The organism is Crystallibacter degradans, assembly GCF_012952295.1.
Taxonomy (GTDB): domain Bacteria; phylum Actinomycetota; class Actinomycetes; order Actinomycetales; family Micrococcaceae; genus Crystallibacter; species Crystallibacter degradans.
In genome coordinates, this window is record NZ_JABBCH010000002.1 from 587,378 (window position 1) to 613,566 (window position 26,189).

General features: G+C 65.3%; 20 protein-coding genes. 14 read left to right on the forward strand and 6 right to left on the reverse strand.

From position 1 onward, the window contains the following. The first annotated feature begins 79 nt into the window (after positions 1-79). A complete protein-coding gene (locus HGO92_RS06495) occupies positions 80-1,279 on the forward strand; it encodes a sensor histidine kinase (RefSeq protein WP_169993119.1) in 1,200 nt (399 codons plus the stop codon). Continuing rightward, positions 1,276-1,956: a winged helix-turn-helix domain-containing protein gene (locus HGO92_RS06500; RefSeq protein ID WP_169992966.1), complete on the forward strand. Its 681-nt coding sequence runs from the start codon at positions 1,276-1,278 to the stop codon at positions 1,954-1,956. The genes HGO92_RS06495 and HGO92_RS06500 overlap by 4 nt, the downstream gene beginning before the upstream one ends. A 149-nt stretch (positions 1,957-2,105) precedes the next feature. Here the strand turns inward: HGO92_RS06500 and HGO92_RS06505 are convergent, their stop codons facing one another. After that, positions 2,106-2,666 (reverse strand): hypothetical protein, encoded by a 561-nt coding sequence (locus HGO92_RS06505; RefSeq protein ID WP_169992968.1) that lies wholly within the window; start codon positions 2,664-2,666, stop codon positions 2,106-2,108. Between the two features lie 278 nt (positions 2,667-2,944). On the opposite strand from HGO92_RS06505, the gene HGO92_RS06510 reads away from it, so the two are divergent. From HGO92_RS06510 to glgX, 6 genes are all read left to right on the forward strand, one after another. Beyond that, entirely contained in the window at positions 2,945-3,427 is a 483-nt protein-coding gene (locus HGO92_RS06510) for a CarD family transcriptional regulator (protein ID WP_074699806.1), read from the forward strand. 86 nt (positions 3,428-3,513) lie between these two features. Continuing rightward, positions 3,514-4,326 (forward strand): 2-C-methyl-D-erythritol 4-phosphate cytidylyltransferase, encoded by an 813-nt coding sequence (gene ispD, locus HGO92_RS06515; protein WP_169992970.1) that lies wholly within the window; start codon positions 3,514-3,516, stop codon positions 4,324-4,326. Between the two features lie 3 nt (positions 4,327-4,329). After that, positions 4,330-4,872, forward strand: a complete 543-nt coding sequence (ispF, locus tag HGO92_RS06520; RefSeq protein WP_169992986.1) for a 2-C-methyl-D-erythritol 2,4-cyclodiphosphate synthase — start codon at positions 4,330-4,332, stop codon at positions 4,870-4,872. Then, positions 4,853-6,313, forward strand: coding sequence for a cysteine--tRNA ligase (gene cysS, locus HGO92_RS06525; protein WP_169992988.1), 1,461 nt, complete (start codon positions 4,853-4,855; stop codon positions 6,311-6,313). The genes ispF and cysS overlap by 20 nt, the downstream gene beginning before the upstream one ends. A gap of 95 nt (positions 6,314-6,408) precedes the next feature. After that, positions 6,409-7,392, forward strand: coding sequence for a 23S rRNA (guanosine(2251)-2'-O)-methyltransferase RlmB (rlmB, locus tag HGO92_RS06530; RefSeq protein ID WP_169992989.1), 984 nt, complete (start codon positions 6,409-6,411; stop codon positions 7,390-7,392). A 125-nt stretch (positions 7,393-7,517) separates the two neighbouring features. Continuing rightward, positions 7,518-9,575: a glycogen debranching protein GlgX gene (glgX, locus tag HGO92_RS06535; RefSeq protein ID WP_169993120.1), complete on the forward strand. Its 2,058-nt coding sequence runs from the start codon at positions 7,518-7,520 to the stop codon at positions 9,573-9,575. A gap of 108 nt (positions 9,576-9,683) precedes the next feature. Here the strand turns inward: glgX and HGO92_RS06540 are convergent, their stop codons facing one another. The 4 genes from HGO92_RS06540 to HGO92_RS06555 are packed head-to-tail and all read right to left on the reverse strand — an operon-like array spanning position 9,684 to position 12,779. Then, positions 9,684-10,295: a DUF3618 domain-containing protein gene (locus tag HGO92_RS06540; protein ID WP_169992991.1), complete on the reverse strand. Its 612-nt coding sequence runs from the start codon at positions 10,293-10,295 to the stop codon at positions 9,684-9,686. Then, the gene (locus HGO92_RS06545; protein WP_169992993.1) at positions 10,292-10,735 is read right to left on the reverse strand and encodes a phage holin family protein; all 444 of its coding nucleotides are present in this window, start codon (positions 10,733-10,735) and stop codon (positions 10,292-10,294) included. Before HGO92_RS06545 ends, HGO92_RS06540 begins: the two co-directional genes overlap by 4 nt. Further along, positions 10,732-11,655: a F0F1 ATP synthase subunit B family protein gene (locus tag HGO92_RS06550; protein WP_169992994.1), complete on the reverse strand. Its 924-nt coding sequence runs from the start codon at positions 11,653-11,655 to the stop codon at positions 10,732-10,734. The genes HGO92_RS06545 and HGO92_RS06550 overlap by 4 nt, the downstream gene beginning before the upstream one ends. 47 nt (positions 11,656-11,702) lie before the next feature. Continuing rightward, positions 11,703-12,779 (reverse strand): YihY/virulence factor BrkB family protein, encoded by a 1,077-nt coding sequence (locus HGO92_RS06555; RefSeq protein WP_169992996.1) that lies wholly within the window; start codon positions 12,777-12,779, stop codon positions 11,703-11,705. 97 nt (positions 12,780-12,876) lie between these two features. Here HGO92_RS06555 and HGO92_RS06560 point away from each other — a divergent pair, with 97 nt between their 5' ends. From HGO92_RS06560 to HGO92_RS23660, 3 genes are read left to right on the forward strand one after another with little or no spacing between them, the layout of a single operon-like run. Next, positions 12,877-13,905, forward strand: coding sequence for an iron-containing redox enzyme family protein (locus HGO92_RS06560; protein ID WP_169992997.1), 1,029 nt, complete (start codon positions 12,877-12,879; stop codon positions 13,903-13,905). A 43-nt stretch (positions 13,906-13,948) separates the two neighbouring features. Next, entirely contained in the window at positions 13,949-15,124 is a 1,176-nt protein-coding gene (locus tag HGO92_RS06565) for a glycosyltransferase family 2 protein (protein ID WP_169992999.1), read from the forward strand. A 44-nt stretch (positions 15,125-15,168) separates the two neighbouring features. Beyond that, entirely contained in the window at positions 15,169-15,327 is a 159-nt protein-coding gene (locus HGO92_RS23660; RefSeq protein ID WP_440915764.1) for a CDGSH iron-sulfur domain-containing protein, read from the forward strand. A 46-nt stretch (positions 15,328-15,373) separates the two neighbouring features. Here HGO92_RS23660 and glgP read toward each other — a convergent pair whose 3' ends face one another. Then, the gene (gene glgP / locus HGO92_RS06570) at positions 15,374-18,001 is read right to left on the reverse strand and encodes an alpha-glucan family phosphorylase (RefSeq protein ID WP_169993001.1); all 2,628 of its coding nucleotides are present in this window, start codon (positions 17,999-18,001) and stop codon (positions 15,374-15,376) included. 133 nt (positions 18,002-18,134) lie between these two features. On the opposite strand from glgP, the gene HGO92_RS06575 reads away from it, so the two are divergent. From HGO92_RS06575 to glgB, 3 genes are read left to right on the forward strand one after another with little or no spacing between them, the layout of a single operon-like run. Next, positions 18,135-20,204 carry a maltotransferase domain-containing protein gene (locus tag HGO92_RS06575; protein WP_169993002.1) on the forward strand — a complete coding sequence of 690 codons (2,070 nt, stop codon included), beginning with the start codon at positions 18,135-18,137 and terminating at the stop codon, positions 20,202-20,204. Then, on the forward strand, positions 20,204-22,000 hold the full coding sequence (gene treS, locus HGO92_RS06580; protein ID WP_169993004.1) for a maltose alpha-D-glucosyltransferase: 1,797 nt from the start codon (positions 20,204-20,206) through the stop codon (positions 21,998-22,000). Before HGO92_RS06575 ends, treS begins: the two co-directional genes overlap by 1 nt. After that, positions 21,997-25,797 (forward strand): 1,4-alpha-glucan branching protein GlgB, encoded by a 3,801-nt coding sequence (glgB, locus tag HGO92_RS06585; protein ID WP_169993006.1) that lies wholly within the window; start codon positions 21,997-21,999, stop codon positions 25,795-25,797. Before treS ends, glgB begins: the two co-directional genes overlap by 4 nt. Positions 25,798-26,189 lie beyond the last annotated feature (392 nt).

The following is a 26,189-nucleotide window of genomic DNA, read 5'->3' on the forward strand; positions in this document are numbered from 1 at the left end:
TAGTTGAACCCCTGTTTGATTACTACTGGAACGGGTAATTGTGGCGCTTTCGTAGGCATAAGCTAGAGGCGTGAGTGCTCTGATGATCGGCCTGCTGGCCGGACTGGCCGGCATCGTGCTGGGTGCCTTTGGTGTGCTCGCCTTCAGGCTGAGCGAGAGCCAGCGGCGGGACCGCATCGAAGTTGCCGAGCCGACCATTCCTGATGGATCGGCGGAAGTGTTGTCCGTGGTCGGACGCGCCTACGTGATTGTTGACGTGATCGACGGCGTGGTGCGTGCCAGCCCAGGGGCCTATGCCTTTGGCCTGGTCCGCGGCCACACCGTGGTGCACAAGGAACTGCTGGAACTGACCGCCCGGGTCCGCCGCGACGGTGTCATCGAAGAACGCCAGCTGGAACTGCCCCGCGGACCGTTGGGCCAGGGCATGATCATTGTGCAGGTGCGGGTGGCTCCCATCGGGGACGAATACATCCTGCTGCTGGCCGACGACCGGACCGAAATCACCCGCACCGAGGCCATGCGCACTGACTTCGTCGCCAACGTCTCGCACGAACTGAAAACCCCGGTCGGCGCCCTGTCGCTGCTGGCCGAGGCGATCGAGGAGGCAGCGGATGACGAGGTGGCAGTGCGCCGGTTCGCTAAGCGGATGGAGAAGGAGTCCAAGCGGCTCAGCGCGCTGGTGCAGGACATCATCGAACTGTCGCGGCTGCAGAGCGCGGACGTAGTGCAGTCCGGCGAGGCCGTTGACCTCAACGCGGTGGTCGCCGAGGCCGTGGACCGCAACCGGCTGCCGGCCGAAAGCAAGGACATCAAGATTGTTGTGGGGGGCAAGCTGGACAACGAAGTCTACGGCGACGCAGACCTGCTCATGACCGCGCTGCGCAATCTCATCGACAACGCCATCCGCTATGCGCCGGAGAGCTCCACCGTGGGGGTCGGCATGCGAACCCGCGACGGCCTCGCCACGGTGTCCGTTACGGACCAGGGGCCCGGGATCACCCAGGATGAGCAGGACCGGATCTTCGAGCGCTTCTACCGGATCGATGCCGCGCGGTCGCGGCAGACCGGCGGAACGGGGCTGGGCCTGAGCATCGTCAAACACGTCATTTCCCAGCACGGCGGCGAAATTTCGGTCTGGTCCCAGCCCGGGCAGGGATCGACGTTTACCGTCCGGCTGCCGGAGATGGAGCAGTCCGATTCCGAGGACGAGGCCGGCGATGAACCGGCCCGGGAAACACCCAAGGGCGCAGGCGCCCGTGAGCAAGGAGCTATTGCTTGACCCGCATTCTGGTTGTCGAAGATGAAGAGTCGCTGAGCGATCCGCTGAGCTATCTTCTGGGCAAAGAAGGCTTTGAAGTACAGGTTGTCGACAACGGCTTGGACGCCGTGGTGGAGTTTGACCGATCCGGTGCGGATCTGGTCCTGCTGGATCTGATGCTGCCGGGCCAGTCCGGCACCGAGGTATGCCGGCAGCTGCGCCAGCGGTCCAACGTGCCCGTGATCATGCTGACCGCCAAGGATGCAGAGATCGACAAGGTGGTCGGCCTGGAACTAGGCGCCGACGACTACGTCACCAAACCCTATTCCTCGCGTGAACTGGTCGCCCGGGTGCGCGCCGTCCTGCGCCGCCAGGGCGAGCCGGAAGAGCTGATTTCCAACACGGTCCAGTCCGGCCCGGTACGGATGGATGTTGAGCGGCATGTGGTCAGCGTCAGCGGTCAGCCGGTCTCGCTGCCGCTGAAGGAATTCGAACTGCTGGAAATGCTGCTGCGCAACGCCGGCCGAGTGCTCACCCGCGGCCAGCTGATCGACCGGGTCTGGGGCTCCGACTATGTGGGCGATACCAAGACCTTGGACGTGCATGTTAAGCGGCTGCGCAGCAAGGTGGAGCCGGACCCGTCCGCCCCGCGATACCTGGTCACCGTCCGCGGCCTCGGCTACAAATTCGAGCCGTAAATCCGGCTACGCACCGGCCTGGCTCATGGCCCAGGCCGGTGCCCTCCGCAACGGCTCAACCCGCCGTGCATGGACAAGAAGGACCGCACTCCTTGCGAGTGCGGTCCTTCTGTATCGCCCAGTCCGGGCTGGCCGGTGCGGGCTAGCGGTTAGTGCGACGCCGTTTCGGCTGCTGCCTCGGTGGCTTCGGGGGTAGCGCTTTCGGTCGGGGTGCTGGTTTCCCCTTCGGTAGGAGTGCCCGAAGGTACGAACTCGGTGTATTCGGCGAGGGTGCCGTCCAGGACCGGTACGCCGATAACCTGGGAGTCCGAATTGACCTGAACGGTGACGTCAACGATGGAACCGGGAATGCCGCCCGGGTTGCTGAGGATCGTTTCGTTCTCATCCTCCTCGAAACGGATCTGCCCGTTGGCCGGAACGGTAACGCTTGCGGTGCTGCCGGCGACGGCCAGGCTCAGCTGGACGGGGGAGTCCGAGGTGTTTGCTGCGGTGCCCAGCACCCGACCCGGCGATTCGGCATCGGCGGCAATGATCATCAGGTTGCGCAGGTCGATCGGGCCGATGTCGGCCACGACGCCGTCGCTGGCCGCGTAGGAGAACGTAGTCGCCTGTTCGTTGATGGCGCTGCACCCTGCGGTCCCCAGCAGGGCTAGTGCGGCGGCGCCGGCTATAAGGGCACGCTGCACACGGTTCTTCGGCGCAATCTTCACAGCAGGAACTCCTCAATCAAAAGGCTTTGTAGATGAGTGGCGGTTGCGCGGACAGAAAGCACAACACGGTCACTAGCCTAGCCGTAATTGCCCAAAAACCAGGACTCGGCACCCGTAAAGAACACTTCAAGCCGACCCCGGGATGCATCAAATGCCGGATCCGTCAAGACCATAATGCGGGTCATTTTGCCCCTCCGAGGGCCTCTGACCAGCGCAAACTCGGGGAAGTAGGGCCTTTTTCCGTGGTAAACTTGTAGGCGGGAAAGGGGAAAGTCCACATGGTATTTGAGGTCGGCGAGACGGTAGTTTACCCTCACCACGGTGCAGCGAAGATCGAAGAGATCAAGATGCGCACCATCAAGGGCGAAGAGAAGATGTATCTCAAGCTCCGCGTGGCTCAGGGTGACCTGACCATTGAGGTTCCGGCAGAGAACGTGGATCTGGTTGGCGTTCGGGATGTAGTGGGCAAGGAAGGCCTGGAGCACGTGTTCGACGTTCTCCGTGCCGAGTTCACTGAAGAGCCCACCAACTGGTCGCGTCGGTACAAGGCAAATCTGGAAAAACTGGCCTCCGGTGACGTTATCAAGGTAGCGGAAGTAGTCCGCGACTTGTGGCGCCGGGAGCAGGACCGAGGTCTTTCGGCAGGCGAAAAGCGCATGCTGGCCAAGGCCCGCCAGATCCTGATTTCCGAACTGGCTCTTGCGGAAAAGACAGACGAAGACAAGGCAGCTGAAGTGCTCGATGAGGTCCTGGCCTCCTAACCCAGCAGCCTGCAAGGCATAATGAACGCAAAGCGGCCGGTCCTGATGGACCGGCCGCTTTTTTGGTGCCGGTATAGGCTTGGGCCGTGTCCAGAAGTTCCAAGCCGCGGATCGGCGTCATTGTTGTTGCAGCAGGCTCCGGCCAACGCCTTGGCTACGGGCTGCCCAAAGCCCAGGTGACACTGGCCGGGCGCACGATTCTCGCGCACGCACTCGAGGGCATCCTGGCTTCAGGCGTCGCGGAGCGGATTTGCGTGGCCGTGCCGCCGGGTGATTCCGTGCTGCGGGCCGTCTGTAGCGCGGCGTCCGGACAGGTTCCCGTGACAGTGGTGGAGGGCGGTACCAGCCGTGCCGCTTCCGTGAGCCGGGCACTGGCAGGGTTGGGCCCGGGCCTGGGCGGCATCCTGGTCCACGATGCCGCCCGCGCGCTCACGCCTCCGGAAGTTTTCGGCCGCGTGGTCGAGGCGCTGGCCGCCGGGGCGAAAGCCGTCATTCCCGCAGTCCCAGTAGCGGACACCATCAAGACCGCCGTTCCCTCCGGAGCCGGGCAGCAGGCCATCGCGGGCGAAAAGGTGGCCGGGACCCCGGACCGTTCCAGGCTGCGCGCAGTACAGACCCCGCAGGGTTTCGACGCCGCCGCCCTGCATGCCGCGCACCGCAGCTTGGCGGCGATGGGGCAGCTGGAGGCCGAAGCAATCACGGATGATGCGATGCTGCTGGAAAGCCAAGGCACCGAAGTGTTCCTGGTGCCCGGATCGCCGGAGGCACTGAAGATCACCACGGCGCTTGACCTGATGACCGCCGAAGCGTTGGTGGCAGCTCGGTCCCGGACCGGACGCCCGGCCGTCGAAAACGAGCGTTCCTCTGTAAACCATCCTGTCCCGACAATGGAGGATTGATCTGTGGCCACGTTTCCCTACCCGCTTCCGCGCACCGGCATCGGCGTGGACGTCCACGCTTACGCACCCGAGGATGATCCGCAGCCGCTCTGGCTGGGCGGCCTGCACTGGGAAGGCGAACGCGGCTTGGCCGGCCATTCCGACGGCGACCCAGTTGCGCACGCAGCCGCGGACGCCCTGTTCTCGGCCGCCGGCGTGGGCGATCTCGGCACCCACTTCGGCACCGACCGGCCGGAATATGCCGGCGCGTCCGGGCTTACCCTGCTGGCCGAAGCCGCCCGGATTGTCCGCGATGCCGGGTTCGAGATCGGCAACGTCGCCGTGCAACTGATCGGCAACCGGCCCAAGTTCACCCCGCGGCGGGACGAGTCCGAAGCGGCCCTCACGCAGGCGGCCGGCGCGCCAGTGAGCGTCTCCGCCACCACCAGCGACCGGCTGGGTTTCACCGGCAGAGGTGAGGGGATCGCGGCGGTGGCAACCGCCGTCGTTGTTTCGGTTCGCCAGCCCTGGCGGCTAACCTGGAGCGGTGAGCCTGAGATTCTATGACACCGCCAGTGCAGAAGTCCGCGATTTCGTCCCGCTGCAGCCGGGCAAGGTAGGCCTCTACTACTGCGGTGCCACCGTGCAGGGGGATCCGCACGTGGGCCACATCCGCTCCGGCATCGCGTTTGACCAGCTGACCCGGTGGCTGCGTTACAGCGGCTACGAGGTCACCGTGGTCCGCAATGTTACGGACATCGACGACAAGATCCTGGCCAAATCCGCCGCCTCCTACCTGCCGGAAGCGCTGGAGGACCCGCTGGCGATCCCCAACGAGCCGTGGTGGGCGCTGGCCTACCGCTACGAGCAGGCCTTCGAGCGCGCCTACGACATCCTCGGCGTGCAGCGGCCCACCTACGAGCCGCGTGCCACCGGGCACATTCCGGAAATGCACCAGCTCATTGCGCTGCTGATCGACCGCCGCCACGCCTACCCGGCGCTGGATGGCTCCGGCGACGTCTACTTCGACGTGCGCTCGTGGTCCGAGTACGGCTCGCTGACGCGGCAGAAGATCGAAGACATGCAGGCAGCGCCCGACGCCGGTCCCCGCGGCAAGAAGGATCCGCGCGACTTTGCGCTGTGGAAGGGTTACAAGGAGGGCGAGCCCGCCACCGCCAGCTGGCCCAGTCCGTGGGGCACCGGCCGCCCCGGCTGGCATCTTGAATGCTCGGCCATGGTCACCAAGTACCTGGGCCCGGAGTTCGACATCCACGGCGGCGGGCTGGACCTGCGCTTCCCGCACCACGAAAACGAGATGGCGCAGTCACGAGCCGCCGGCCACGGTTTTGCCAATTTCTGGATGCACAACGGCATGGTCACCTACGAGGGCGAAAAGATGTCCAAGTCCGTGGGCAACATCGTCACCCCGACCGAAATGCTGGAGCTGGCCCGGCCAGTGGTGGTCCGCTACTACCTGGGCCAGGCGCAGTATCGCTCCGCGCTGGACTACAACCCGGGCTCGCTCACGGAGGCCGCGGCCGCCGTCGAACGCATTGAAGGGTTCCTGCAGCGGGCGCTGAAGTTCCTCTACGGCGAAGACTTCGGCTTCGTGGGCAGCGATGTCCCGGAAGCCTTCCGCGCCGCGATGGACGACGACCTGAACGTGCCGCAGGCGCTGGCCGTGGTCCACGAGACCGTGCGCGCCGGCAACACTGCCCTGGACGGCAAGGACAGCGCGGGGATAGAGCGGGCGCTGCACCAGGTGCTCGCGATGACGGATGTGTTGTACATCAATCCGTTGGATCCGCACTGGAACACCGGCGGGACGGACATCGCCGCCCGCGAGGCGCTGGACACCCTGGTCAAGGCGCAGCTCGAGGAACGCCGGGCCGCGCGCGAAGCGAAGGACTGGGCCAGGGCCGACGCCATCCGCGATACGCTGGCAGCTGCCGGCGTCGTTGTGGAGGATTCCGCGGACGGCCCCACGTGGACCGTGGCAGCCCGGTAAACTCGTACGCATAGGCAAGACCTGGACGACGGGAATCGCTAAAAACTGATCCCGCGCCGACCGGTGCGGACATTTGACTGACCGAAGGTAAAACCATGGCCAACAAAGGACGCCCCGGAGCGGTGCGCAAGACCAAGAAGGGCCCCACCACGGGGACCGGAGGGCACGGGCGCAAGTCCCTCGAAGGCAAGGGGCCGACCCCGAAGGCTGAGGACCGGCCGTACCACAAGGCTTACCGCGGCAAGGAACTCGCCGAGCGTTCCGCCGCCAAGCGGCCCGCAGGCCGGGCCGGCGCCTCCCGAGGACGCAGCAAGACCGCCGAGGAAGTCGTCACCGGACGCAACTCCGTGGTGGAGGCACTGCGCGCCGGAGTACCGGCGAAGGCATTGCACGTTGCGGTCCGGGTGGAAATGGATGACCGGGTCAAGGAATCCCTGAAGATCGCCGCCGAACGCGGTATCCCGGTGATGGAAACCCATAAGCCGGAGCTGGACCGGATGACCGACGACGCCGTCCACCAGGGCCTGGTCCTGCAGATCCCGCCGTACGATTACCAGGACGCGCTGGAACTGGCCGAAGAGACCATGGCCAAGTTCAAGAAGGGCTACATCCGCAACGCGCCGCTGTTCGTCGCGCTGGACGGCATCACGGACCCGCGCAACCTCGGTGCCATCATCCGCTCGGCCTCGGCCTTCAGCGGTCATGGCGTCATTGTGCCCGAGCGCCGCTCGGTCGGCATGACGGCCTCCGCCTGGAAGACCAGTGCCGGTGCGGCCGTGCGCGTCCCGGTGGCCCGGGCCTCCAACCTGAACAACGCGCTCAAGGCTTTCAAGGAACTGGGCATCTACGTCCTGGGACTCGACGGCGGCGGAGACGTTTCGCTGCCCGGGCTGGAACTGGCGACCGAACCGATGTGCATCGTGGTCGGTTCCGAGGGCAAGGGCCTGTCCCGGCTCGTCCGCGAGAACTGCGACCAGATTGTCTCCATCCCGATCGACTCCGACATGGAATCGCTGAACGCCTCCATGGCCGTGGGCATCAGCCTGTACGAAGTATCCCGGCAGCGCGCCGCGCAATAGTGCCGCCGTACCAACAGAACAGGCAGATTTTGGCCGATCCCGTCACTCCCGTCAACAGCACCGCCAACCCGAGCGTCGGCAGGCAAACCGCCGGGCACCGGGGGAGCGAGGGCCGTTCCTCCCGGATCTCCAGTCCCGCACCGCTGGGCGTCAGCGCCGGTGCTGCCGGGCTGTTGGCCGGGGAGATCAACGTCGCGGTGTTCGCACCGGCGGTTGACGCGCTGGACATCCATTTCGAGGACGCCGACGGCCGGTGGGTTTCCGCGCTGCTGCCGGAGCTGACCGACGGCGTGCACCACGGGATCGTCCGGGGTCTGCTTCCAGGCAGCCGCTACGCGTTGTGGCCGCACGGCAAAACACTGCCCGACGGCGGTGCGGGGCAACTGCTGCTGGATCCTTACGGCCGGGCGATTGACGACGACGGCGGCATCTTCCGTTCGGTACACGTGGACGCCGGGTTCGACTGGGCTGCAGATACACCGCCCGACGTGCCGTGGCGGGACACGGTGGTCTATGAGTGCCATGTCAAAGGCCAGACCAAGCTGCACCCGCAGGTTCCCGAAGAGCTCCGCGGAACCTACGCGGGCCTGGCGCACCCGGTCATGCTCGAGTACTTCAAGAACCTGGGCATCACGTCCGTCCAGCTCCTGCCGGTGCACTTCCATATCGATGAGCCGCACCTGCAGGAGCTGGGGCTGTCCAACTACTGGGGCTACAACACCCTGGGCTTTTTCGCCCCGCACGCCCGTTACGCCACCACGGCCGCCCGCGCGGCGGGGCCGAAGGCTGTGCAGGACGAGTTCAAGTCCATGGTCAAGCGCCTGCATGAAGCCGGGCTCGAAGTCATCCTGGATGTGGTCTACAACCACACCGCCGAGGGCGGCAAACACCAGCAGACCTACTCGTTCCGCGGGCTGGGTGACGAGGTCTACTACCGCCACGACGGGCACGGAAACTATCTGGACACCACCGGCTGCGGCAATACCCTCGATCTGAATGAGCCGCAGGTCCTGGCCCTGGTGCTGGACTCGCTGCGGTACTGGGTTCAGGAATTCCATATCGATGGTTTCCGCTTCGATCTGGCCGTCTCGCTCTGCCGCGACCCGGACGGACATTTCAACCCGCGGCATCCGTTTTTGCGTGCGACGGCGGAAGACCCGACGCTGTCCCGGGTCAAATTGATTTCCGAACCGTGGGATGTGGCGCCGGGCGGCTGGCAGACCGGTAATTTCCCCGTCGGCTGGGCGGATTGGAACGATCGCTTCCGGGATACCGTCCGGGACTTCTGGCTCGGCGACCAGCATGCGATGAGCCAGGGCATGCCGGGCGGATCGGTGGCACGCCTGGCGAGCCGTCTGGCCGGCTCTGCCGATGTCTTCGCCGGTTCCGGCCGCAGCTCGCTGGCGTCGGTAAACTTCATCACCGCCCATGACGGTTTCACCCTCGCGGACCTGACTTCGTACGACCGCAAGCACAACGAGGACAACGGCGAAGAAAACCGGGACGGAACCAACCACAACCGCAGCTACAACCACGGGGTCGAAGGTCCCACGGGTGACGCGGCCATTTTGGACGCGCGGGCCCGCTCTGCCCGGAACCTGATGGCCACGCTGCTGCTCTCGCTCGGCGTCCCCATGATCACGGCGGGGGACGAGCTGGGTAAATCCCAGCATGGCAACAACAACGCGTACTGCCAGGACAACGAGCTGTCCTGGCTCAACTGGGTGCTCGACGACCGCCAGGAACAAATGTTCAAGACCACGCGGCGGCTGCTGCGGATCCGGCAGTCCTTCCTGACCAGCCAGCCGCACAGTTATCCGACCCGGGAACAGAGCTCTTACCTGCTGTGGTTCAACGAAGCCGGCGAACCGATGACGCAGGAGCAGTGGACCGATCCCGGCAGCCGGACGGTCCAGTTGCTGATGGGCTCGCCGGACGGCGTCATCGACGGGCTGGTGGTGATCAACGGCCGGTACGAGCCGCGCAAGATCACTATGCCCAGCGCCGGCGCCTTGAAGGATTTCGGCGTCATGGACGGCCACAACCGGATGTTTGAGCTGGTCCTGACTACTTCGAAGCTGGATGACCAGCGCCGCGGCGCCAAAGTGCGCAGCGGGGAGCGGGAGATCATCGGCGCGGATGCCCTCAGCGTCTACCGCGCCTGGCTCCCGGGCGAAAACTAGAGAACGACGGCGGTGTGCACCACCGCCGTCGTTCCCCCTTACCCGTCTTGGCCAGGTTCCGCTCTGCTACAGTCGCGGACCAATCCGGAGCGGATACCCCTAAGCCGCCTACATCCGGCCGGCCGGCGGCTCCTGGACGTGCTGCCGTGCCGTGTCAGCGCGGTCCTTGACGTCCTGCGCTGCCGTCTGGCCTTCGGCCTTGACGTGCTCCGTCGATTCCTTGGCCGAAGTCTTCAGATCCTCGGCCGCTTGCCGGGCAGGTTCCTTCATGTCCTGAGCCACCTGCTGGGCGGAGCCCTTGACCTCTTCAACCAGGGGCTGGGCCTGCTCCTTCACCTTTTCGGCCGCCTGCTGCTCCACCTTGCTGGCGGGGAACAGCGAGGAGACGAGCCAGCCGGCGCCGAAGGCGATCAGGCCGGCGGCCAGCGGATTGCCTTCGGTCTTGCGGGCAATCTGGTGCGGTGCGTCGCTGACTGCCTCGCTGGCGTCGTGCGCCATGGAACGAGCTGAGCCGCCCGCGTCATCCTTGGCACCCATGACGGAGTCCTTGGCGCCCATGACCTTATCCTTGGCCCGGCCAACGGAGTCCTTCACCTTGTCCGTCTGCCGGTGCACAATGTTCGAGGGCGAGGCCTTCTCTGCGACGGCGTCTACATCCGTGCCAAGCCGTGCCCGGGTACGTTCGATGTCTGCTCGGATTTCTTCTGGTGACTGGCTCATCGTGCTTCCTCACTGGGCTTGAGAGTATCGGGTATTTTCTTGACGGACTCCGTGGTGCGTGGCATCCCTTGGACGGTCTTCATCTTCTTCTTGCCGACGGCGAAGAGGATGGCGCCGATGATTGCCCAAATGACGGCGACAATCACCGCGGACCAGCCCCAGCCGATGAGGGAGCCGAGGGCATCCCAAAGGCCGATAGAGAGGAACAGCAGGACGAAGTGGCCCGCGACCGCGGCGCCAACCATCATCCCTACTCCCTTGCCGGCCCTTGTACCGGATTCCTTGAGTTCGGCTTTGGCCAGTTCCAGTTCCTGGCGCATCAGCAATGAAAGGTCACGGCTGACTTCGCCGAGCAGATCGCCCAGCGACTCGTTCTCGGCCTTGACTTCTGCGCGCGTGGGCGGAACCTGACCGGGATCGGGAACGCGGTTCTCGGTCATCGGCTCCCACCGCCCTCATACGGGTCCCGTTCCGGAATGGCCGTGCCCCGGCCGCCCGTAGGCGGTTCCTCCGGGTAGCTGATGGTCTCCGGGGTGCCAGCCGCTCCGCCGAGTCCGGAATTTGTTTCCTGGCGCTCGGTGGCACCGGTCGGGGTGGCGGAGGGATACCCGATGGTTTCCGGGGCTCCGGCCGCTCCGCCGAGTGCCGAGCCTGTCTGCGCACCCGGGGCCGCGAAGCCCGCGGCACTTTGCGTGTCGTAGTCATAGTCGGATACTGCCGGAGTTCCGCGATGGGCGCCGCCCTGCCGCATCGCGCCCTGTCCGGTCTGTCCGGATCCGCCGCTGTCCGCGGTCATGCCGCGGGTGAGGCGGCCGGCCAGCAGTCCGGCGCCGGCCGCGATCGCGAGGAAAGCGCCGGGGCGTTGGCGCGCAAAGCGCTTGCACTCGTCGAGCAGCGAGCCCGGATCACGGTTCTCCAGCCAGCCCGCCATGGAGCCAGCCTTGTCTGCGGCCTGACCCACAAGATTGGTCGCCGTGCCGGAACTTTCGGAGTTTTGGGACATGGAGCGGAGCTCGTCGCCGATGGAGCGCAGGCCAGATGCCACGCGCTGCTGCTGGCTGCTGGCCTGGCTTTTGACGTCGTCGCCGAGCTCGGACATCAGGCCGCGGGCCTTCTCCTTGGCCTCGTGTGCTACCTGCTTCGCCTCGCCCTTGGCCGTTTCCTTGACGTGCTCTCCGGCGGCCTTGCTCTCGCGGCCTACTTCTCTGGCCTCTTCCTTGGCGGTATCGCTCTTGGACTGCTGGCCTGCCGGCGTGGCATAGGGATCCGGGGCGTAGGGATCCTGGCTGACCGGGCCGCCGGGCTGGTTGGAGCCGGGAATGCCGTCGTCGTAATTGCCGGTATTCGGATTCGTAGTCATCGCAATTCCTTTTCCTCGTCGGTTTCTTCCTGCGGAGCAGATGATGGTTAGCCTGGGCCGCCGGAATCATCCTCGGTCTGGGCGTACTTGCGGCGCAGAGAACGGCCGCGCTCTATGTCCTCCTTTTCTTTTTCGAGCTGCTTGTCGCTCTTGCGGGTATCACGAGGGGGCAACTGGATGGTTTCCTCCGCCTCGATGCCTGCCTGCAGCTGGCGGCCGCGTTCGGTTTCTGCATCGAACTCGGCGCCGAAGAGCAGGGACAGATTGGCCAGCCAGAACCACAGCAGCAGCACGATCATGCCGCCGATAGCGCCGTAGGTCCGGTTGTAGTTGGAAAAATTGGCTACGTAGAAAGCAAAGCCGGCAGTGGCCAAAGCCAGTACCAGCAGCGCGATGAACGCGCCCATGCTCATCCAGCGGAATTTCGGTTGTTTCACGTTAGGGGTGGCGTAGTAGAGCAGAGCCACCACCAGCACGGCAAAGGCAACCAACACGGGCCACTTGGCAATGTTCCACACCGTCAGTGCCACGCCGCCCAGTCCGATGGCCGAGCCCAGGCCTTCCGCAACGGGACCGGACAGAATCAGGATGAGCAGCATCAGCGCGGCCAGTAGTACAACCACGAGAGTGATCAGCAGCATGACCGGACGCAGCTTCCAGAACGGCCGGCCCTCCTCGATTTCATAGATCCGGTTCATCGCGCGGCTAAAGGCGTTCACATAACCGGAGGCGGACCACAGTGCACCGACGACACCGACGATCAGCGCAAGCCCGGCGGTGGGTGCACTGGCCAACTGCTCGATCGGCTGGCGCATGGTGTCTGCCGCCTGTCCAGGTGCGACGCGTTCGAGCATGTCTGTCATGAATGTGGTGGTCTGTTCGCCCTGTCCGAAAACACCGAGCAGTGAGACCAGCGCCAACAGCGCCGGGAACAAGGACAGCACCGCATAGTAGGTCAGGGCGGCAGCCAGATCCGTGCACTGGTCCGCAGAGAATTCGCGCATGGACTTGCGGAAGACATAGAGCCAAGACGGCTTCTTAAGGTCGCCGGGGGAGCCGGGTTTCCGGGAGTCTTCGGGCGATGGCGCCTTGGAACCCTTTGCCGCCGTTTCTTCGTGTGTCATGATCACCTCCTGGGGAGAGCCCAACATGGTCGGACAAATTCCATCGTATTGGTAAGTATGCTTAGAAGTAAGGGGTTCCCCTGGAACAGGAGAAATAATGAAAATGCCTACGCCTCGCGGACCGGTGAGCTCGATCCTGATGGACATCCTCGCCACGGCACCGCAACACCATGTACCCGCGCTGGCGCGGCTGGGCCCCGCCATGGAAGCGGCGGCCGGTGTGCAGCTAATGGACGACGACGACCTGCAGCTTGCGCTCTTCTGCCTCTACGAGCTGCACTACGGCGGCATCGAGGGCGTGGACGACCGGTGGGAATGGCATCCGGAGCTGACCGCGTTCCGGCTGGAGCTGGAACGCCGCTTCGAGGGCGTCCTCCGCCGGATGACCAAGGTGCCGGACGCTCCACCGCCCGTAGCCGCGGACGTGGCGGCGGCGCTTTTCAAACTCACGGGGGACGACGACGGCCCCAGCGTTTCGAAATACGTCGCCAGGGAGGCGACTGCGGAGCAACTGCGGGAGTTCCTGATCCACCGGTCCGTATACCAGCTCAAGGAAGCGGATCCGCACAGCTGGGCGATCCCGCGGCTGACCGGACGGGCCAAGGCGGCCCTCGTGGAAATCCAGGCGGACGAGTATGGCGGCGGCCGGCCGGAGAGGATGCATTCGGCTCTCTTCGCCCGGTCCATGCGTGGTTTGGGGCTGGACGATCAGTACGGCACGTATGTGGACCTGATCCCTGCCGTGACGCTGGCCTCGGTCAATATGATGTCGCTGTTCGGCCTGAACCGGCGGCTGCGCGGGGCGATCGTGGGCCATCTGGCGGCGTACGAAATGACGTCCTCCATCCCGAACAAGTTCTACAGCCGGGGCTTCCGCCGCCACGGCCACGGCGAGGATGTGACCGGCTACTTCGACGAGCATGTCGAGGCCGATGCCGTCCACGAACAGATCGCCGGGCGCGACCTGGCCGGCGGGCTCGCGGAGGCGGAACCGGACCTGCTGCCGGACATCCTGTTCGGGGCCGCAGCGGCTTTGGCCGTGGACGCCTTGGTGGGTACGCACCAGCTTTCGGCGTGGCAGGCCGGGCGTAGCTCGCTGCGGATCCCGCTGGATCTCGCCGCATGAGCGGCGGCGGTCCTGTCCGTGGGCAGGCGGGCGGGGCACCGGCATGACCGGAACTGAGGGCAGCGGGCAGGAGGTGCAGCTGCCCGAGGCGGAGTATATTCTGCCGCTGCGCTGGTTTTCGGACGAGGGCCTCGACGAGCTGACCGGCTACCTTCGCATGCTCTCCGGCTGGATCCGCATCACCGTGGTGGACGGTTCCGCCCCCGATCTGTACGAGGTGCACGCTGCGGCGTGGGCCGGGCTGGCGAAGCACCGCAGGCCAGAATCCCGGCCGGGACGCAACGGCAAAGTCGCGGGTGTAATGACAGGGGTCCGGCACAGCAGCAAGGAGTACCTGGTGCTGGCCGACGACGACGTCCGCTACACCCTCCCCGCGCTCCGCCGGCTGGTGGAACTGCTGGCGGAGGCAGACGTTGTCCGGCCGCAAAACTACTTCCTGACCCTGCCCTGGCATGCCCGCTGGGACACCGCCCGCACGCTGCTCAACCGCGCTGTGGCCTCGGACTTCCCCGGCACGCTGGGGGTCCGCCGCAGCGCACTGGACGCTACGGATGGCTATGACGGGGACGTACTGTTCGAAAACCTGGAGTTGATCCGCACGGTCAAGGCCGCTGGCGGACGGGAACTTCGGGCGGACAATCTTTTTGTCGGCCGGATACCGGCCACGGCCGCACATTTCAGGGGCCAGCGGGTCCGCCAGGCCTACGACGACTTCGCCCAGCCAATCCGGCTGGCCGTGGAACTATCGCTGCTGCCGCTGACGATCTTCGCGGTCCGCCGGCCGTCCCGCTGGATTCCGTTGCTGGTTGCGGCCGTCACAATAGCGGAGGCCGGGCGACGGCGGAAAAACGGGCGCGCTGTCTTCCCGCCGACCTCGGCGCTGTGGGCACCGTGCTGGCTGCTCGAACGCGCCGTCTGCATCTGGCTGGCCGTGGGGCAGCGGCTCGGCGGTGGCGCGAAATACGCCGGCAACCGGATGCCCACGGCCGGCACGCCCCGCTACCAGCTGCGGCGGAAGTACGCCGCCCAACGTTTGCAGCACGCCTCATCACCGCTCCCGCCACGGGACCAGGAAAGGAACATTCCATGCAGCCAGCCGAGCCGATCGAGTCAAACGAGCCAACCTGCAACGAAGCAGCCACCGATGAAAGTGTCGGAGCGTCAGGACGCCCTTGCAGCGCCGCACAGCGAACTGCCGAGCCGGACAATGTCCTCGTAGCCTGCCCGGACGGGCCCTTCCTGCTGCGCGGCGATGTCGAAATCGTGACGCCGGACGGTGAACCGGTACCGCGCCGCCGGAAGACCGTAGCGCTGTGCCGTTGCGGAGCGTCCTCGATCAAGCCGTACTGCGATGGCACGCATAAGTTGATCGGCTTCACCACCGCCGTCGGCACAGCGGAACGGTCTTCCTCGGAGACGTAATTCGCGGTGGGGGCCAACCGCCTAATTTGCGTTGGCCACCAGCCACCTAATTTGCGTTGGCCACCAGGCCGAGCTCTGCTTTCGCCGCCATGGAGCCATGCAGCGGCAAGACCCGTACGGTGTAGCCAAAGGAACCGGAGCGGTCGATCACGACCTCCCCGCAGAACAGGAACCTGCCCTCGCCCAAGTCCTCTTTAAAGGAGAGCGGATCGAAGCCCGTCTGCTCCAGTTCATCTCCTTCACCAACCTGGCCGTGGGCTACCTCAACGCAGACATCCGAAGGGTTGAGCTTGCCCAGGCGTACGTAGGCATTGACCCGCAGCGGGTCCCCGATCTGCGGATTGTCGGACACCCCGAGCGAATCCACATGTTCCACCGACACGTCCGGCCATGCCGCGCGCACCCGCCTGATCCAGGCCGCAAAATCCCGGGCGACGGCGAAGTCCGCGGCGCGGGCGTCGCGGCCTGCGGCGCAGGCGGGCGTGTAGAGCTGGCGGACATAGTCCTCGACCATGCGCTCGGCCGAAACAGCGGGCCCCAGGTTGGCCAGGGTATGCCGGATCATGGCAATCCACTGGTGCGGCAGCCGGTCGGAGGGTGCAACCGGCGCGGACGGCCCGGCGGCAGCGGCGCCCTCGGTAGCCTCCCCGTAGAAGCGCGGGGCCACGTGGTTCTCCAGCAGGTCGTACAGGGCGGCGGACTCGATGTCGTCGCGGTCCTCGGGGCTGACCACCGAATCCGTTCCGGACGTCGTGGAAGGATTGGCCGTCGGAATCGCCCAGCCGTTGTCGCCGTCGTACATTTCATCCCACCAGCCATCCAGCACGGACAAGTTCAGCCCGCCGTTGATGGCAGCCTTCATGCCCGACGTTCCGCAGGCCTCGAGTGGCCGCAGCGGGTTGTTCAGCCAGACGTCGCAGCCCGGGAAGAGCGTGCGCGCCATGGCGATGTCGTAGTTGGGCAGGAAGACAATCCGATGCCGAATTGCCGGGTCATCGGTAAAACGGACCAGGTCCTGGATCATCCGCTTGCCCTGCTCGTCGGCGGGGTGCGACTTGCCGGCGATGACCAGCTGGATGGGATGCTCCTTGTGCAGCAGCAGTGCCTTGAGCCGGGCCGGATCGCGCAGCATGAGCGTCAGCCGCTTGTACGTGGGCACGCGCCGGGCAAAGCCGATGGTCAGCACGTCCGGGTCCAGTACGTTTTTGGTCCAGGCCAGCTCGGCATCCGTGGCGCCGCGTTTCTTCCACGAGGAGCGCAGCCGCCGCCGGACGTCGTCGATCAGGGTGGAGCGCAGCTCCCGGCGCAGGTTCCAGATCTCCTCGTCATCGACGTCGTAGACCTTGTCCCACTGCCGGGCCACTACGGACTCGGTGCCGAACTTGGCCTTGGCCAGCGCGGCAATCCGGGCGTCCACCCAGGTGGGCACGTGGACGCCGTTGGTGACCGAGGCGATGGGCACCTCCTGCGTGTCGAACCCCGGGAAGAGTCCGGAGAACATGCCGCGGGAGACCACGCCGTGCAGCTTGGCCACGCCGTTGGCCCGCTGGGCCAGCCGCAGGCCCATGACGGCCATATTGAATTTGGTGGGATCCCCGCCGTCGTAATTTTCGGCGCCCAGGGCCAGGATCTTCTCGATGGGCACATTCGGAGCCAGGCCGGCGCGGAAGAAATGCTCCACCTGCAGCTTCTCGAAGCGGTCGATCCCGGCCGGGACGGGGGTATGCGTGGTGAAAACCGTGTTGGCGCGGCCCGCGGCCTGCGCCTCGTGCCAGTTCAGCCCGGTGTCCATCAGCTCGCGGATCCGTTCGACGCCGAGGAAGCCGGCATGGCCTTCGTTGGTGTGGAAAACTTCCGGCGCGGGTGTGCCCGTCAGCCGCTCGTAGATGCGCAGGGCCTTCACGCCGCCCATGCCCAGCAGCAACTCCTGCTGCAGCCGGTGGTCGCCGCCGCCGCCGTATAGCCGGTCCGTAATATGACGCGCGGACTCGTCATTGCCGGCCACGTTGGAATCGAGCAGCAGCAGCGGCACGCGCCCGACGTCGGCACGCCAGATGTGCGCCAGCAGGCGGCGCTCATTGGGCAGCGGCAGTTCCACCTGCGCCGGCGTCCCGTCCGGTTCGCGCAGGAGGGTCAGCGGCAGCCCGTCCGGATCCAGCACCGGGTACGTTTCCTGCTGCCAGCCGTCGCGGCTGAGCGACTGCTTGAAATAGCCGGCCGCGTAGAGCAGGCCGACACCGATCAGCGGCACGCCCAGGTCCGAGGCGGCCTTGAGATGGTCCCCGGCGAGAATGCCGAGCCCGCCCGAGTACTGGGGCAGGACCGAACTGATGCCGTATTCGGGGGAGAAGTACGCAATGGACGACGGCGCGTCCTCGCCGAGGGTCTGGTACCAGCGGTCATCGCTCAGGTACCGGTCCAGGTCTGCGCTGAGCGCCTGGATCTGCTCCACCAGTGCGGCGTCGGCCGCCAGCGCCTGGAGCTGCTCGCGGTTGAACGAGCCCAGCAGCGCTACCGGGTCGTGGCTTTTGGCCCACAGCGCCGGGTCAAGGCGCTCGAACAACTGCTGGGTGGGCTGGTGCCAGGACCAGCGCAAATTGCCTGCCAGCCGGCCCAGGGCGGCGATGCTTTCAGGGAGAACAGTGCGGACCGTAAATCTGCGGATTGCCTTCACCCGGCCTACGGTAGCGCAGATGTAACCATATGTCGGTTTCAAATACGTAAACGCTTGAGTAACGATCCGAATTTGTACCCAGTTCGTCCAGAGGCCTTAGCAAACCGGCACATTTGTCGCTAACGTCTAGTCTGTGAGCACATTCACTGAGGAACCGCGTCCGGCACCGTCCAACTCACGCCTGCGCTTTGGCAGGATCCCCATCACCGGGGTCTCTCCGGTGGTGGATTGCGGGCGTTTCCCCGCCAAAACCGTACCCGGCGAGGACATCGAAGTCGCCGCCACGGTCTTCCGCGAGGGCCATGACCGCCTCGGCGTGACCGCCGTGCTTTACGATCCGGACGGCCACGCCGTGCAGCGGACCCACCTGCGTCCGCTCGGCGGCGGAACCGACCGCTGGGCCGGAACCCTGCGGCCCACGTCGCCGGGAAACTGGACCTTCACCATTGAAGGCTGGGGCGACCTCTACGCCACCTGGCACCACAACGCCGAGGTGAAGATCGCCGCCGGCGTGGACGTGGACCTGATGCTGGCCGAAGGCATCCGCCTGTTCAACCAGGCCGCCGGACAGGACGGCCGCCCGGCCGAGAACGCCGAGGTCCTGCGCCGGGCTGCCGGCGCCATCGCGGATGAGGGCCGCTCCACCGAAGACCGTCTGGCCGCGGGAGGCTCGGAAGAGGTCCTTACGGCGGTGCGCACCCACCCCATCCGCAGCCTCGTCACCGAGTCGCAGCGGTACCCCATCCTGGTGGAACGGGACCTGGCCGGGCGCGGCGCCTGGTATGAGTTCTTCCCCCGCTCCGAGGGCGCGGTCTTCGATCCGGCCGCCGGCAAATGGACGTCAGGAAACTTTACGACGGCGGCAGAGCGGCTCCCAGCCGTCGCCGACATGGGATTCGACGTCATTTACATGCCCCCGATCCACCCCATCGGCGTGACGAACCGCAAGGGCCCGAACAACACCCTTACTGCCGGGCCGGATGACCCGGGCTCGCCGTGGGCCATCGGCGCCGCCGAGGGCGGCCACGACGCCATCCATCCTGACCTGGGCACGTTCGAGGACTTCGACCGGTTCGTCCAGTCCGCCGCGGACGTGGGGCTCGAAGTCGCCCTGGATCTGGCGCTGCAGTGCTCGCCGGACCACCCCTGGGCCAAGGAGCACCCGGAGTGGTTCACTACCCGCGTGGACGGCACCATCGCCTACGCGGAGAACCCGCCGAAGAAGTATCAGGACATCTACCCGCTGAACTTCGACAACGACCCCGAGGGTCTGTCGGAAGAAGTGCTGCGCATCGTCCGGCTGTGGGTCAGCCACGGAGTGAAGATCTTCCGAGTGGACAATCCGCACACCAAGCCGGTCTGGTTCTGGGAGTGGCTGATCGGCGAGGTCAACGCCACGGACCCGGATGTGGTCTTCCTGGCCGAGGCATTCACGGTGCCGGCGATGATGCATGCGCTGGGCCGCGCGGGGTTCCAGCAGTCCTACAGCTACTTCACCTGGCGTAACCGGAAGACCGAGATCGAGGAGTACCTGACCCAGATCAGCCATGAAACCGCAGCGTTCTTCCGGCCGAACTTCTTCGTCAACACTCCTGACATCCTGACCGAGTTCCTCCAGTACGGCGGCCCGGCGGCGTTCAAGATCCGCGCGGTGCTGGCCGCAACGGGAAGCCCGCTCTGGGGCGTCTATGCCGGCTATGAACTCTACGAACATGTCGCCCGGCCCGGCGCCGAGGAATACATCGACAATGAAAAGTACGAGTACAAAGCGCGGGACTTTGCCGGCGCGGAAGCGGAAGGCCGCTCGCTGGCCCCGTACCTGACGCGCCTTAACCACATCCGGCGCGCCCACCCGGCGCTTCTGGACCTGCAGAACCTGACCGTCCACCGGAGCACGGATGACGCCACAGTGGTCTTTTCCAAGCACAAGGAAAACCTGCCGGCCGCGGACGGCAGCGAGGGCACCGGGAAAGACACGATCATCGTCGTCGTGAATGTGGACCCGCACAGCGTCCGCGAATGCACCGTCAGCCTGGACCTCGCCGCACTCGGCCTGGACCCGGCGGACCTGAACGAGGACGGCACCTTCTGGGTGGACGATCTGATCAGCGGGGAAAGCTGGCGGTGGGGCGAGCACAACTACGTGCGGCTGGACGCGCATTTCGAGCCCGCCCACATCCTGCATGTCCGTAGGAGCAGCTAGTGGCCAGTCCCTTCCAACTCCATGCGCCGGGGCTGGCGCATGACCCCCACTGGTATCGCAAGGCCGTCTTTTACGAGGTCTTGGTCCGCGGTTTCGCAGATGCCAATGGGGACGGGTCGGGGGACTTCTCGGGACTGATCGACAAACTGGACTACCTGCAGTGGCTGGGGATCGACTGCCTGTGGGTGCCGCCGTTCTTCAAATCCCCACTGCGCGACGGCGGCTACGACATCGCCGACTATTACGATGTGCTGGACGAGTTCGGTACCATCACCGACTTCAAACGGCTGGTGGCCGAGGCCCATGCCCGCGGCGTCCGGGTGATCATCGATCTGCCGTTGAACCATACCTCGGACCAGCATCAGTGGTTCGAGGCGTCGCGACGGGAACCGGACGGGCCGTACGGAGACTTCTATGTCTGGAGCGACACGGACGAGAAGTACCAGGACGCGCGCATCATCTTCGTCGATACCGAGGAATCCAACTGGGCGTTCGACCCGATCCGGCGGCAGTTCTTCTGGCACCGGTTCTTCAGCCACCAACCGGACCTGAACTACGAGAACCCCAAGGTCATCGAGGCCGTTTTCGACGTCGTCAGGTTTTGGCTGGACCAGGGGATCGACGGTTTCCGCGCGGACGCCATTCCCTACCTCTTCGAAGAGGACGGGACCAACTGCGAAAACCTGCCGGCCACACACAAGTTCCTGCAGGACCTGCGCGCCCTGGTGGACTCGGAGTACCCCGGCCGGGTCATCATCGCCGAGGCCAACCAGATGCCGCATGAAGTCGTGGAGTACTTCGGCGAAAAGACCGACGACGGCGGTTTAGTGCCGGAATGCCACATGTGCTTCCACTTCCCGATCATGCCGCGGCTGTTCTACGCGCTGCGCGACCAGAAGGCCGCACCCATCATCCAGACCATGGAAGAGACACCGGACATTCCCGCCGGCGCACAATGGGGCACGTTCCTGCGCAACCATGACGAGCTGACGTTGGAAATGGTCACCACTGAAGAACGCGAGGCCATGCTCGGCTGGTACGCGCCGGACTCCCGGATGCGGGCCAACATCGGTATCCGGCGCCGGCTGGCCCCGCTGCTGGATAACTCCCGTGCCGAACTCGAGCTGATCCACGCGCTGCTGTTGTCGCTGCCGGGCAGCCCGTTCCTGTACTACGGGGACGAGATCGGCATGGGCGACAACATCTGGCTCGAAGACCGCGATTCCTCCCGCACACCGATGCAGTGGAACCCGGACCGCAATGCCGGATTCTCGACGGCGGACCCGGGCAAGCTTTATCTGCCGGTGGTGCAGTCCCTGGTCTACAACTACAACTACGTCAATGTCGAGGCGCAACTGGCCCACAGCAGCTCACTGCTGCACTGGGTGCGCCAAATGCTCGCGGTACGCAAAGCCCATCCTGCCTTCGGGCTCGGCGGCTACCGCAATGTGCCCACAGAAGCCGAATCCGTCCTGGCGTTCATCCGCGAAATCCCGCCGGGCAACCGCGAAGGGGCGGAACCGGAGGCGCTGCTGTGCATTTTTAATCTGTCCCAACACCCGGTGGCCGCGCCCCTGCGGATGCCGGAATTTGCGGGGCGGGGTCTGCGCGACTTGTTCGGCGGACTCCCGTTTCCCGCCCTTGACGACGCCGGTCAGCTGACCCTGACGCTCGGCAGCCACGATTTCTTCTGGCTGCGGGTGCGTTCGGCCCGGTCCAATCCGGCGTCGCCTTTGACCGAAGCCCTTCCCGTGCTCACTTCGGTGAACACCCGTTCTGAGGTGGAGAGCCCATGACAAACACCGTTACCAATGCTTCGCAGTCCTTGCCCGAACTGCTTCACGACTGGTTGCCGCAGCAGCGGTGGTTCCCGGCCAAGGGCAAAGAAACGGTGCTGCACCGGCTCGGCGGCATCCGGCTGCAGGACCCGGCAGACGTCGTCGCGTTGGAGGTCCATATTGTTGCGGTCCACACCGACCAGGACGTCTTTATCGTCAACGTGCCGGTCAGCTTCCGGCCCGAACCACTCGAGGGCGGCGAAGCGGCGCTGATCGGGCAGACCGGATCCGAACCGCGGCAAGGCACGGAAAACTGCTGGCTGTATGACGGCACCCACGACCCGGTATTCGTTGCCGCGTGGCTGGAACTGATGCGGCGCGAATCCGTGACCGCGGATGGCCGCACCCGGGGACACGCCGGCGCAGGCTTCGGCGACTGGCCGGAGTTCGACGCTCCGCTGAAGGCCTCCGTGCTCGCCGGCGAGCAGTCCAACACCTCAGTGGTCGTGGAAACAGACAAAGCATCCCTCATCGTGAAGTTCTTCCGCGTCCTCGAGGCCGGAGCCAATCCCGATGTCGAAATCGGGGCGATGTTGAGCGAGCTTGGCGCCAGCGAAGTTCCCGCCACCTACGGCTGGGTGACCGGAGGCTGGCACACGCCGGGCCAGCACACGGATTCGAATGCGGACAAGCTGTGGGACTCCGGGCATCTGAGCGTGTTGCGCGAGTACATCGCGAACAGCAAGGACGCCTGGCGCACCGCCTCGGCGGCGGCCTTGGACGACGCCGATTTCACCAAGGAAGCCGGCGAGCTCGGCCAGGTTACCGGCCGGATCCACCACCAGCTGCGGAAGAGCTTCGGCGCACATCAGGCTACGGAAGAGGAAGCTTCGGCACTGGCAGGCGAACTGCGCGAGCGGATCCGCTGGGGTTGGGCGCAGGCAGGATCCGCCGTCGGCCCCCTGGACCAGACGGTGGATGGGCTGCTGCGCCGGCTGGAAAACCTCGAGGAACGCCCCGAGCTCCAGCGGATCCACGGCGACTATCACCTCGGCCAGGTCCTTCATTCGGCCGAACGCGGTTGGGTAGTGCTGGACTTTGAAGGCGAACCGCTGCGTCCCATGGGCAGCCGCGGTACCGATGATGTCGCGCTGCGCGACGTCGTAGGCATGCTCCGGTCCTTCGACTACGCGGGCGGCGTCGCGGTCACCACCGCCGAGGGCAATGAATCGGGACAGGTGGAAGCCGCCGCAGACCGCTGGACAGCCGCGGCCGCCGACGCCTTCATCGCTGGTTACGAACGGGAGACCGGGGTCCGCATCGACACGACGTCCCCGCTGTTCCTGGGCTTGTGGCTGGACAAGGCGCTCTACGAAGTTGTGTATGAACAGCGCAACCGCCCGCGCTGGGTCGGCGTGCCGGTCAAGGCAGTCCGCCACGCGCTGGAACAGCTGCAGGCCGCCAATTCTTCGACCGCCAACTCTTCTACAGCGAGCGACGGCGATACGACCGCAAGCGGTTCCGCGGCAGAACGGGCCTCCTCCTCGGAGACGGCACAGGCGGTCGGACCCGCAGCGGCGACGCTTGCCGAAGGCCGGGCCGAAACGTCGGCGACCTCCGCCACCAGCGCCGGCAATCCGGTGCCGGTCGACCAGAGCACGCTGTCCGCCGTCGCGCATGGCAGTTACTTCCAGCCGCACGCCGTCCTCGGTGCCCATCTGGATGACCACGGCCATGTTACGGTCCGCTCCCTGCAGCCGCTGGCGGACTCCGTCACCGTCATCACCGCGGCAACACGCGTGTCCATGCAGCATGAGCAGGAAGGGGTCTGGGTTGCCACCCTGCCTGCCGAGCGTGCGGGCCATGTGCCGGACTACCGCCTCGAGGTGGTGTACGACGGCGGTGCTCCCCTCCTGGTGGACGATCCGTACCACTACCTGCCGACGCTGGGCGAAATCGACCTGCACCTGATCGGCGAGGGCCGGCACGAAACGCTGTGGACGGCGCTGGGCTCGCATGTCCGCCACTACAATTCCACGCTGGGCGATGTCACCGGCACCAGCTTTGCGGTATGGGCGCCGAATGCCCAAGCTGTGCGGGTCAAGGGTGACTTTAATGGCTGGAACGCCGTCCGCCATGCCATGCGGTCCATGGGCGGGTCCGGCGTTTGGGAAATTTTCATCCCGGGTGTCGCATCGGGCTCGATCTACAAGTACGAGCTGCTGGGCCGCGACGGGCACTGGCATGAGAAAGCGGACCCGATGGCCCGCTGGACCGAGGTGCCGCCGCTGACCGGCTCACGTGTCGTGGATACGCGGTACAACTTTTCGGACGGCGAGTGGCTGGCCCGGCGTGCCGCTCGCGATCCGCACAACTCGCCGATGAGCGTGTACGAAGTGCACCTGGGTTCCTGGCGGGTCGGTCTGGACTACCGCCAGCTGGCAGAACAGCTGGTCGACTACGTCACCTGGCAGGGCTTTACGCATGTCGAGTTGATGCCCGTGGCCGAGCACCCCTTCGGCGGGTCCTGGGGCTACCAGGTCACTTCCTACTACGCGCCGACATCGCGCTTCGGCCATCCGGATGACTTCAAATACCTGGTGGACAAGCTGCACCAGGCCGGCATCGGCATCATCCTGGACTGGGTGCCGGCGCACTTCCCCAAGGACGAGTGGGCCTTGGCGCGGTTCGACGGCCAGCCGCTCTACGAACACGAAGATCCCCGGTTGGGCGAGCACCCCGACTGGGGCACGCTCATCTTCGACTTTGGCCGCCGCGAGGTACGCAACTTCCTGGTAGCCAATGCGCTCTACTGGTTTGAGGAGTTCCACATCGACGGGCTGCGCGTTGATGCTGTCGCCTCCATGCTCTACCGCGACTATTCGCGTGAAGAAGGCCAGTGGTACCCCAACATCCATGGCGGCCGCGAAAACCTCGAAGCCATTTCCTTCCTGCAGGAAGTCAACGCCACGGCATACAAGCGGGTGCCTGGCATTGTCACCATCGCGGAAGAATCCACCGCGTTCGACGGCGTCACCAGGCCCACCAGCGCCGGCGGGCTCGGTTTCGGGCTGAAGTGGAACATGGGCTGGATGCATGACACCCTCCAGTACATTTCCGAGGACCCCATCAACCGGGTCCACCACCACAACAAGGCCACGTTCTCCATGGTCTACGCCTACACCGAAAACTTCCTGCTTCCGATCAGCCATGACGAGGTCGTGCACGGGAAGGGCTCGATGCTCCGCAAGATGCCGGGGGACAGGTGGCAGCAGCTCGCGAATCTGCGCGCCTACCTTGCTTTCCAGTGGGCGCATCCGGGCAAGCAGCTGATTTTCATGGGTACCGAGTTCGGGCAGGAAGCAGAATGGTCCGAACAACACGGCCTTGACTGGTGGCTGTCCGAGAACGTTCCGCACAAGGGATTGCAAAAGCTGGTGCGGAACCTCAACGCGCTCTACCGCAAGACGCCTGCTCTGTACGAACGGGACAACGAACCTGCCGGCTTCCAGTGGATCGACGAAAACGACGGGACGCGCAACACGCTTTCCTTTATCCGCTGGGACAACCACGGCAACCCGGTGGTCTGCATCGCGAACTTCGCCGGACACCCCCACACTGATTTCCGTATCGGGTTGCCCTGGGCCGGTGACTGGCAGGAAGTCCTGAATACGGATGACCCGGAATACGGGGGATCAGGCGTCGGGAACACGGGACTTGTCGCAGGGGCTGAAGGCGCTTGGAATGGCCATCCGGCCTCCGCCGTGCTGACGGTACCTCCGCTGGGAGTCCTCTATCTGAAGCCGGCGAGCTAAAGCTGCCGCAGCGAAGGCCCCTGGAGTTCCGCGGGTCTTCGCTTGCCGGCAACCTTGGATTTACATTGGGCCGGGATCGGTGTAGAGTTTATATCCGCGCTGAAGGAACAGTTGAACAGCTCGAAACCACATAAGGCCTAGGTCGAACCTCGTTGAGAGGTGTGCGGTAACGGGTGGATTTGACACGAACAGGCAGCGCGGGTAAATTTGAAAAGTTGCTCCGGAGCGATGGAGGGCCTTGAAGAAGGGTCCGACTGGTGCCGGGTGCTCCTGTTGTTTGAGAACTCAATAGTGTGCCAAGTTTGTTGATACCAATTATTTTATTGGTTGAATTATTGTCGTGGGGCACCGCCTCCGTGGTGTGCCGCGATGTTTTTTAGCCTGGTTTGAAT

Bases quoted from the DNA above. Each gene is read 5' to 3' on its own strand.
- HGO92_RS06510 (WP_074699806.1), top strand. From the start codon at position 2,945: ATGGTATTTGAGGTCGGCGAGACGGTAGTTTACCCTCACCACGGTGCA.
- rlmB (WP_169992989.1), top strand. From the start codon at position 6,409: ATGGCCAACAAAGGACGCCCCGGAGCGGTGCGCAAGACCAAGAAGGGC.
- HGO92_RS06540 (WP_169992991.1), bottom strand. From the start codon at position 10,295: ATGAGCCAGTCACCAGAAGAAATCCGAGCAGACATCGAACGTACCCGG.
- HGO92_RS06545 (WP_169992993.1), bottom strand. From the start codon at position 10,735: ATGACCGAGAACCGCGTTCCCGATCCCGGTCAGGTTCCGCCCACGCGC.
- HGO92_RS06550 (WP_169992994.1), bottom strand. From the start codon at position 11,655: ATGACTACGAATCCGAATACCGGCAATTACGACGACGGCATTCCCGGC.
- HGO92_RS06555 (WP_169992996.1), bottom strand. From the start codon at position 12,779: ATGACACACGAAGAAACGGCGGCAAAGGGTTCCAAGGCGCCATCGCCC.
- HGO92_RS06560 (WP_169992997.1), top strand. From the start codon at position 12,877: ATGAAAATGCCTACGCCTCGCGGACCGGTGAGCTCGATCCTGATGGAC.
- HGO92_RS06565 (WP_169992999.1), top strand. From the start codon at position 13,949: ATGACCGGAACTGAGGGCAGCGGGCAGGAGGTGCAGCTGCCCGAGGCG.
- glgB (WP_169993006.1), top strand. From the start codon at position 21,997: ATGACAAACACCGTTACCAATGCTTCGCAGTCCTTGCCCGAACTGCTT.